Raw genomic sequence first — 8,421 nt, forward strand, 5'->3', positions numbered from 1 at the left:
TCAGCCCACCGGGGCGCAGTCAGCGCAGGGAACGAGTCCCCGGCCGTCGGCCGCGAGCTGCAGACGCAGGGCCATGACCCGTGTCGCCGCCTCTTCGAGCCGCTCCGGGGGGATGGTCCCGGCATCGGCCGCCGCCGCGATGCCGTCGACCATGCGCGGCGCCGTCTCGGCGCTGGAATAGACGACGGCCAGCACCATGTCGCTCCCCGCGGCGATGGCGGCCACCGCGTTCGCGGTCGGATCCGCGTACGCGGGATTCCCGGATGCCTGCAGCATGCCGAGGTCGTCGGTGACGCTCACCCCGGTGAACCCGAGCTCTTCGCGTGCGATCCGATGCCATTCGGCCGAGAGCGTCGCCGGAGCCGCGTCGACCGCGGGGAACGACAGGTGGCCGAACATCAGGAGCGGTGCGCCCGCGTCGATCCCGGCGGCGAAGGGCGCGGCATCCGTCGCCGCCCACGCGTCGAGCGTGAGGGATGACACCGGGATGCCCGCATGCGAGTCGCCGGGCGCCGAGCCGTGCCCCGGGAAGTGCTTGAGCGTCGAGGCGGCCTCGGATCCCTCGCCGGCGACGGCGGCGGACACCCGCTCGGCCGCGGCGTCGGGACTCGTGCCCAGCGCACGACGGTAGATGAACATCGAGGGGTCGGAGGTCGTGTCGGCGACGACGCCGAAATTCACGCCGATCCCGGCCCGCTGCACGAGAGCCGCGCGGCCCGCGAAGGCCTCCTGTGCTGCGGCCGCGGGTTGCCCCTTGAGCGTCACCGCCGACGGGAACGCATCCCACGGCAGGCGCGAGACATCGCCGCCCTCCTGGTCGATCGCGATGAGCGGCGGCAGCGCGGGATCGGTGGTGAGAGCCGCGGTGACAGCGCGCAGTGCGTCCTCCGAGCCCGGCACGTTGGCGCCCATGAGGATGAACCCCCCGATGCCCGTCGCCTGCATGTAACCGGAAAGAGCAGCGGGATCCGCGGTCGGAACGTGGCCCATCACGACGGTCGCCGCACGCTCCCGAGTCGACATCGCCGCGACGCGGCGGGACGCCTCGGCTGCGAATGCCTCGTCTGCGGCCGCCTGCACGACGACCGTTCCCTGCGGCTCGGGTGCATCGGCGGGCTCAGCGGTCGCCGGTGCCGCGGCGCCTACGATCAGGGCGACGCCGATGACACCCGCGATCGTCCAGCGGAACGGTGTTCGCACTCCCCCAGCCTACGGAGTTCAGTGACGCGCGACGATGGCTGCCGCATCCGTCCCCGTCGGCAGCACACCGTACTGCGCAGCACGGTCCTCGCCGAGACGCGCCGCGATGAAGGCTTCGGCATCGATCGTGGGCGCGAACCGCAGCATGAGGGATGCCTCGAACCCGAGCGCGAGAGCCTCGCTGACCCGCCGGGCCTGCGACTGCGGCTCCGGGTCGGAGCTCAGGGTGCCCAGCAGCGCGAACGTGCGCTCGACGTGGCGATCCAGCACGGCGGAGGCCCCCGTCGTCGTCGCGAGTTCGTCGGCGAAGGCATCGGCGGACGCGGTGTCCTTCGTCAGCGCGCGGATCACATCGAGCGCGATGACGTTGCCCGAGCCCTCCCAGATCGCCATGACCGGCTGCTCGCGATAGCGCCGCGCGAGCGGGAAGGTCTCGGTGTAGCCGTTGCCGCCGAGGCACTCGAGCGCTTCGTACGCGTGGTGCGGGCCGCGCTTGGTGACCCAGTACTTCGACACCGGCGTCGCGAGTCGTCGCAATGCGATGTCGCGATCCGATGCCTCGGCTTCGAAGAGCTGTGCCAGGCGCAGGCCGGTCAGCATCGCCGCTTCGGACTCGAGAGCGAGATCGGCGAGCACCGCGGTCATCGCCGGCTGGTCGACGAGGAGATCCTCGAACGCCGCGCGGCCCCGCGCGTGCCACACCGCCTCGGCGACGGACTGTCGCATCCCCGCCGCGCTGCCCAGTACGCAGTCGAGCCGCGTGCGCTGCACCATCTCGATGATGGCGGGGACACCGCGGCCGGGCTCGCCGACGAGGAACCCGACGGTGCCGTCGAACTCGACCTCGGCCGACGCGTTCGAGCGGTTGCCGAGCTTGTCCTTCAGCTTCTGGATGCGGAACACGTTCCGCATCCCGCGTGCGAGCATGCGCGGGACGAAAAGGCAGGTGAGTCCCTCGTCGACGGCTCCGCGCCGGGTGTGCGCCAGCACGAGGAAGCCGTCGGACATCGGCGCGGAGCAAAACCACTTGTGCCCCGTGATCTGATACGTGTGCCCGCCCATGTGCACGCCCACGGTCGTGCCGGCGCGCACGTCGGAGCCGCCCTGCTTCTCGGTCATCGCCATGCCGATGAGCGCGCTGCGCTTCTCCTCATTCGGCAGCAGCCGCGGCTCGTACTCCCGTGACAGCAGCCGGGGCATCCATTCGTCCGCCACCCGCGGGGCGTCCTGGATCGACGCCACCGCCGCGTGGGTCATCGAGATGGGGCATGCATGCCCGGGCTCGACCTGTGAGAAGAGCATGAAGGTGGCCGCCCGTGCGACGCCCGCGCCGGGCCGCGGGTCGGCCCACGCCGACGTGTGCGCACCGTGCGCGACGGCCGCGCCGAGGATGCGGTGGTAGGACGGGTCGTATTCGACTTCGTCGAGCCGGAATCCCCATCGATCGTGGGGCCACGCGACGGGCGCGTGCGTGTTCGCGAGTACGGCGTCGCGCTGGAACGCATCCGAGCCGACGAGAGCGCCGACCTCGTGCAGATCGCCCCGCGCCCACGGTGCTCCGAAGGCGTCGACGGCGCCGACGAGCGGCGTATTGAGTCCGAACTCGTCGATGTCACGACGCCAGGGGGGCTGATTCTCGACGTAGTGCGTCGACGCGCCGATGACGCGCTGACCGCGCCCGATCATGTCGGCTCCTCCTGAACGGCCAGGGCGAGGGCATACTGCTCGTCGATCGTGAGAGGCGCCTTCGTGACGATGTCGTGCATGAACGCGAGCTTGCGCCGCACGGGCTCGACGAGGTCGAACGGGTACAGGTCGCCGAACCCCATGGCGCGGTTGATGCGGTTGAAGGCCTGCGACATCCATCCCCAGTCGGTGAGCAGTCGCTGGATCGGCTCGTTCTCGTAGGACTCGCGCGGGATCACGTCGGTGTCGCGCATGCTGGTGACGGCGGCATCGAGATGGATGCCGATGGCCGCCGCGGTCTGCAGTGTCCCGGTGATGTGCAGGTAGTGGGCGAACGTCTCGGCGAAGTCCTCCCAGGGATGCATCGTCGCGTACTCCGAGATGAAGCTCTGATGCCATCCTTCCGGCGCGCCGAACTTGTAGTGACGCGCGAGCGCGTCCTTGTAGCTGGTGCGCTCGTCGCCGAAGATCTCGCGACAGCGCGCCCACATCTCGTCGTCGGTGAGCAGCACGTTCTGGTAGTAGTGCCCGACCTCGTGCCGCAGATGGCCGAGGATCGTGCGGTACGGCTCGCCGAGCTTGACCCGGAGCGCCTCCCGTCGATCGTCCAGGCTCTCGGCGAGATCGATCGTGATGATGCCGCTGGCATGGCCGATCATGACCGGCTTGCCCTCGGAGAGACTCGAGATGAGGTCGAACCCGAGTCCGCCCTTCCTCACGTCCCACCCCACGATGGGCAGACCCAGGTCGCCGAGCTGCAGGAGCAGCCGTCGCTTCGCCTCTTCCACCTTCACCAGCTTCTCGAGCGCCACGGTGTCGTTCGACGCCGGCCGCGTGCGGGTGAGCCGGCACGAGAAGCATCTGCCTGCGGGTGCGTCCTCCCAGACCAGCCAGTTGCAGTCCCATTCGCGGTTCGAGCAGGTGTACCAGTTCTGGCCGTCGATGACGACACGGCCGTTCCGGATGCCGTGGAACTGCCGTGTCAGGATGTGGTAGCCCAGCTCTGCGGTGCAGTTCGGGCAGATCAGGGCGTCGAGATAGACGAACGCGCGACAGTGCGGGCAGCGGGGCTGAGAGCTCACGGTCTCACCGTAGCGCTCCCGACCTCACGCGGGAGCGAGAGGAAGCCGCAGCAGGACGTCGTCGCCTTCGCGCGGCGCTCCGCGGCCGTCGGTGTTGTTCGTCAGGACCCAGAGGCTCCCATCCGGCGCGGCCAGGGCATCCCGCAACCGTCCCTGACCCGCGAACGCGACGACCGCCGCGCCCGTGGCGGTGTCGACGGCCCACAGCCGTTCGCCGCGCAGACCCGCGACGAACACCGTGTCGCCGACGGCCGCGATGCCGCTCGGGCTCGCTTCGGACGGCGACCATTGGAGGAGCGGATCCAGATAGCGCTCGTCGTTCACCTGCCCCTCGACGATCGGCCAGCCGTAGTTGCCGCCCGGCTCGATCCGATTGAGCTCGTCCCACGTGTCCTGGCCGAACTCGCTGGCCCACAGCTCACCGTCGGCCGTCCACGCGAGCCCTTGCACATTGCGATGGCCGAGCGAGTACACGGCCGACTCGAAGGGGTTGTCCGGCGCGGGATCGCCTTCCGCGGTGACACGCAGGATCTTCCCGCCGAGGGATGCCGGATCCTGCGCGGCATCCCGGTCCTGCGCGTCGCCCGTCGCGATGTAGAGGAAGCCGTCCGGGCCGAACGCGATGCGTCCGCCGTTGTGCGTCCTGTTGCGCGGGATCCCGGAGAGGATCACTTCCGGCTCACCCAGCGAGATCGAGCCCGCCTCGCCGGTGAGCGGCATCCGGACGACCCGGTTGTCCGACTCGGCGCCGAGGTAGGCGTACAGCCACTCGTCGTGACGTGCGAGTCCATGCAGCCCCGACTCGCCACCGGACACGACACCGGGGACGACCCCCGCTTCGCGGAGTGCCCCGTTCGGGGTGAGCTCGCGGATGAGCCCGCTGTCGCGTTCCGAGACGAGGGCTCCCCCGCCGTCGAGGGGAACGACCGACCACGGCGCGGCGAGCCGGCGCGCGAGCGTGGTCGGCTCTCCCCCGATCGACCACGCACCACTGCGCGTGGTTCCGGCATCGGTCGAGGCGGACGGCGCCGCCGAGGTCGGGACGGGATCGCGAGGCGCCTGGGCGGCGCATCCCGTCATCAGCATCGCCAGCACGACCGCTGCGGACGCCTTGGCGAGCTTCACTCCGCGGCCGCCGCCGCCTCGACCGCCGCGATGTCGATCTTGCGCATGCGGAGCATCGCCTGCACGGCGCGATGTGCGCGCTCGGGATCGGGATCGCGGATGAGTTCGATGAGGCGGTCGGGGATGACCTGCCACGAGAGGCCCCAGCGATCCTTGAGCCAGCCGCAGGGCTGCTCCTCGCCGCCGTCGGTGAGCGCCGCCCAGTATCGATCGACCTCGGCCTGGTCCGCGCACGAGACGTAGAGCGAGATCGCCTCGGTGAAGGGGAACTGGGGCCCGGCATCCATCGCGTAGTACTCCCGCCCCGCGAGGCGGAACTGCGCGTGCATGACCTTGCCGCTCATGTTCGGCACGCCGTCCGGATAGTGCGACATCGACAGGATGCCGGAATCCGGGATCAGCGCTGCGTAGAACCGGATCGCCTCCTCGGCGCCGCTGTCGAACCACAGGAATGGGGTGACCTCGGTCATGGCGGGCTCCTCGAGCGTCGGGGTCTCCAGCCTCACCCGGCGATGCATCGTGGTCAAGAGCCTCGCAGGAACGCGAAAAGCCGCGATCTCTCGCGGCTTTCACGTGGTGGACCTGAGGGGACTCGAACCCCTGACCCCCTGCATGCCATGCAGGTGCGCTACCAGCTGCGCCACAGGCCCGTTTGGTCTCGCGTGTACCCAAAACACCCGGGAATATGCCCTTCGGCCTCACTCCAGCGGTGGTGATCTCCAGCATACGTGATCGGCGTTCGAAGGTTCTGGAGAGCCCTCGAGCAATCTCGAGGTGTCTGAACCGTCGACTAAATGACTACAACTCGAGTGGGACGGCGAGTTGTCGCTGCTTCGGACCGAAGAAGTTGGACCGACCAAACGACGCCCAGTCCAGCAGGGAGCACAACGAGGCGAAAGCGACTCCGGAGGCGGCGAGCCGCACTACCGCGACCGGCACCCCACCCACGCACGAGCGGATCCCTCAGCGAGCGCGTTCGATCCGTTGCTACGACTCAGGGAGAGGGCCCAGTCGCCTCGACTGATTGGGTTGATCAATTCTCCGTCTCCATGATGAGGAGCTGCGTCACCGGCCGCGTGCGGATGCGGATACGGTGGGCTGGACTCGACGAAGGGGCGTCACCCGCATGACCGCCGACACCGATGACCAATCCTCCTCTGGCGGCTTCGGGCGCCTCGCTGCAGGTGATCGCGAACTGATCGCCCGCGCGGAGACCGTTCGCTTCCTCCCGTCGACGCGCAGCGACCTCGGCGACGAGATTGAACGCGGGCTTGTGCTCGTGCGCAACGGAGATCCGGCGGGGGCTCGTGTCCTCAACGACGCGGTCGAAGCGGTCGCCAACTTCAAGCACATCGTCCACGCAGACGGAGACTTCTACCCCTAGTTGAGCTCTCCGGTCGAAGTCTCAGAAATGCACGAAGTGAGGAAAAGCACGATCGCTCCGGCTAGAGCGATCTGGCGGTGCGGCATAGCCAGCCCAAAGCGGCGCGTGAATCGGTAGGGGTCACGGTGCGTCGCTGGCCTCGACCGCTGCGGACCGGCTGATTTGGGCGACGCCCACGGTCAGTCTGAGGTTGGCACGGCAGTCATCTCCGTCGTGTCGCGGCGACCGCCGCGGGGCCGCGCAGGGGACGACGCGGTAACCGCCCGCAAGACGGTCCTCCCCGCGCGCCTCGCGGCGCACCGAGCCGATCGCCATGATGGGCCGATGGTCCAGCCCGTGATGCTCAGTGACCGGCACGCACCAATGCCCGACTACCGTCTCTGAATCGAGCGCCGGCTTGTTCAGCCCGCCTCTGACGCCCCCGCTCTAGAGTGCACTGACATCGCCGGAGGCTGCGCCGCGAGCCTCTCGTTCCGGTGGCGCCGTTCGCGCGCACGGACGCGCGCCAGCCGGACGGCGGCGATCGGCCCATTCACGAAGAACTTGAGCGCGTTCCAGAGGCACAGCAGCACGAGCAGGTTGATCCATCCCGGTGCGCCGCCGGCCACCCACTGCGCGAGTGCGGCGGCGATCACGATGTAGACGACGGCAAGTAGCATCGCGGGCACGCCCCATTTGAGCCCGCGGCGCGTGTGTGTGGCGCGGATCAGGATGTTCGTCGGCATGCTCTGCTGAAAGAACGCGTAGATGCGACTCACGAATGCGATGAGCAGTTGGAACATGGTCCAGGCCTCTCCTTCAGGCGTGGGGCTGGTGCTGCGCTTAGGGTACGCCCGCATCTTGGTGCGCGGATAGAACCCTTGACTACAGGCTGTGGACGGGTCGCGAGCGGCCTGGCGTCGGCTGAGGCTGTGCAGGAGGGGCACCACGCGATAGCCAGCGCGCGCGATCACGCGCCGCTGCTGCGGCCGCAGCTTCCATTCGCTGGTTTGACAATGTAGCGGGCGCACCGAGCACGTCATCCTCGAAAACGCCGTACCGGTCACGATAGGCCGCGACGATGCTCGCTTGCCGACGCCAAGCGCCCGCGCTCGCCGCGTCGACGGGTATGCGCCCGAGCGAGGCGATCCAATTCTCTCGCGACGCAAGTGCGGCCTCGACCAGCTTCGACGCGCGCTGCTCGATGAGATGTGCGCGTTCGTCGAGGGCACGCCGCGTCTCGGCATCCATCTCGCCCATCGCTGCAGGGATGAGACCGGCGATCAACCGGCGTCCGCTCCCCCGCGAGCTGCCACTCGACGGCTGAGCGAGGACTCGCTCGAGACGTTCGTGGAGCACGGCCGCGGCATCCTGAGCATCCTCGAACCCGCGCGCAGAAGCGATGCGTGGGAGCAACGCGTCGACGTTGTGCCCGAGCGCTTCGGCGCGTCGAAGGCCGGCAGTCAGTGCACCGAACGCGTCCGAAGCGATCGCGGCCTCGGCCAATGCGTCTGGAAGTCCACATGCGTGGACGAGGTTCGTCCACCGTGGCCGTTGTGCGGCCGAAGCGATCGTCTCGTACTCGGCAGCGAGTTGCGCTATCGACCCCCAGCTCTCCTGCTCGCTGGCGAGCGTCTCGTGAGCCGACAGTTCGGCTCCCACATGACCAAGCACGCCCATGAGGACGTCGCGGGCCGTCGCATCCTCGCGATTGCCGGGATGACGCGCGGAGTGATTGTCGTCGGGACGAGATGTGACCACGTAGGCAGTATTCGACGCTCTCCCCCGCGTCATCGCGACGTACAGGTTCTCGCGCGTCGTTCCAGCCTCGATGACTGCATGCGCGGTGTCGGTCGTGATGCCCTGAGCCCGGTAAGCGGTCACCGCGTAGCCGAGGTTCTGTAAACGCACTCGCCTGTGAACATGCGCGTGCGCGCGGTTTCAGTCTACTCCCATCTGTGGACG

General features: G+C 68.8%; 8 protein-coding genes and 1 tRNA gene. 1 reads left to right on the forward strand and 8 read right to left on the reverse strand.

All coding sequences use genetic code 11. The annotated features are described in order from the left end of the window. The 6 genes from ACTIFV_RS16965 to ACTIFV_RS16990 all read right to left on the reverse strand — a co-directional run bounded on the left by ACTIFV_RS16965 (position 1) and on the right by ACTIFV_RS16990 (position 5,743). The gene (locus ACTIFV_RS16965; protein WP_439593980.1) at positions 1–1,200 is read right to left on the reverse strand and encodes a glycoside hydrolase family 3 N-terminal domain-containing protein; all 1,200 of its coding nucleotides are present in this window, start codon (positions 1,198–1,200) and stop codon (positions 1–3) included. A gap of 18 nt (positions 1,201–1,218) precedes the next feature. Further along, positions 1,219–2,886: an acyl-CoA dehydrogenase family protein gene (locus ACTIFV_RS16970; RefSeq protein WP_439593981.1), complete on the reverse strand. Its 1,668-nt coding sequence runs from the start codon at positions 2,884–2,886 to the stop codon at positions 1,219–1,221. Further along, positions 2,883–3,968: a zinc-binding metallopeptidase family protein gene (locus ACTIFV_RS16975; protein WP_439593982.1), complete on the reverse strand. Its 1,086-nt coding sequence runs from the start codon at positions 3,966–3,968 to the stop codon at positions 2,883–2,885. Before ACTIFV_RS16975 ends, ACTIFV_RS16970 begins: the two co-directional genes overlap by 4 nt. Positions 3,969–3,992: 24 nt before the next feature. Beyond that, positions 3,993–5,093 (reverse strand): PQQ-dependent sugar dehydrogenase, encoded by a 1,101-nt coding sequence (locus ACTIFV_RS16980; protein ID WP_439593983.1) that lies wholly within the window; start codon positions 5,091–5,093, stop codon positions 3,993–3,995. Further along, a complete protein-coding gene (locus ACTIFV_RS16985; protein ID WP_439593984.1) occupies positions 5,090–5,563 on the reverse strand; it encodes a VOC family protein in 474 nt (157 codons plus the stop codon). Before ACTIFV_RS16985 ends, ACTIFV_RS16980 begins: the two co-directional genes overlap by 4 nt. 104 nt (positions 5,564–5,667) lie before the next feature. Further along, positions 5,668–5,743: transfer RNA gene (locus ACTIFV_RS16990), tRNA-Ala, on the reverse strand. Between the two features lie 476 nt (positions 5,744–6,219). Between ACTIFV_RS16990 and ACTIFV_RS16995 the strand changes: the two genes are divergently transcribed. Beyond that, positions 6,220–6,477, forward strand: a complete 258-nt coding sequence (locus ACTIFV_RS16995) for a hypothetical protein (protein ID WP_439593985.1) — start codon at positions 6,220–6,222, stop codon at positions 6,475–6,477. 401 nt (positions 6,478–6,878) lie between these two features. Here the strand turns inward: ACTIFV_RS16995 and ACTIFV_RS17000 are convergent, their stop codons facing one another. Beyond that, entirely contained in the window at positions 6,879–7,259 is a 381-nt protein-coding gene (locus ACTIFV_RS17000) for a sulfate permease (protein ID WP_439593986.1), read from the reverse strand. 82 nt (positions 7,260–7,341) lie between these two features. Beyond that, on the reverse strand, positions 7,342–8,340 hold the full coding sequence (locus ACTIFV_RS17005; protein ID WP_439593987.1) for a hypothetical protein: 999 nt from the start codon (positions 8,338–8,340) through the stop codon (positions 7,342–7,344). Positions 8,341–8,421 lie beyond the last annotated feature (81 nt).

The sequence above is a fragment of the Microbacterium sp. genome (assembly GCF_051860965.1).
Classification (GTDB): Bacteria; Actinomycetota; Actinomycetes; order Actinomycetales; family Microbacteriaceae; genus Microbacterium.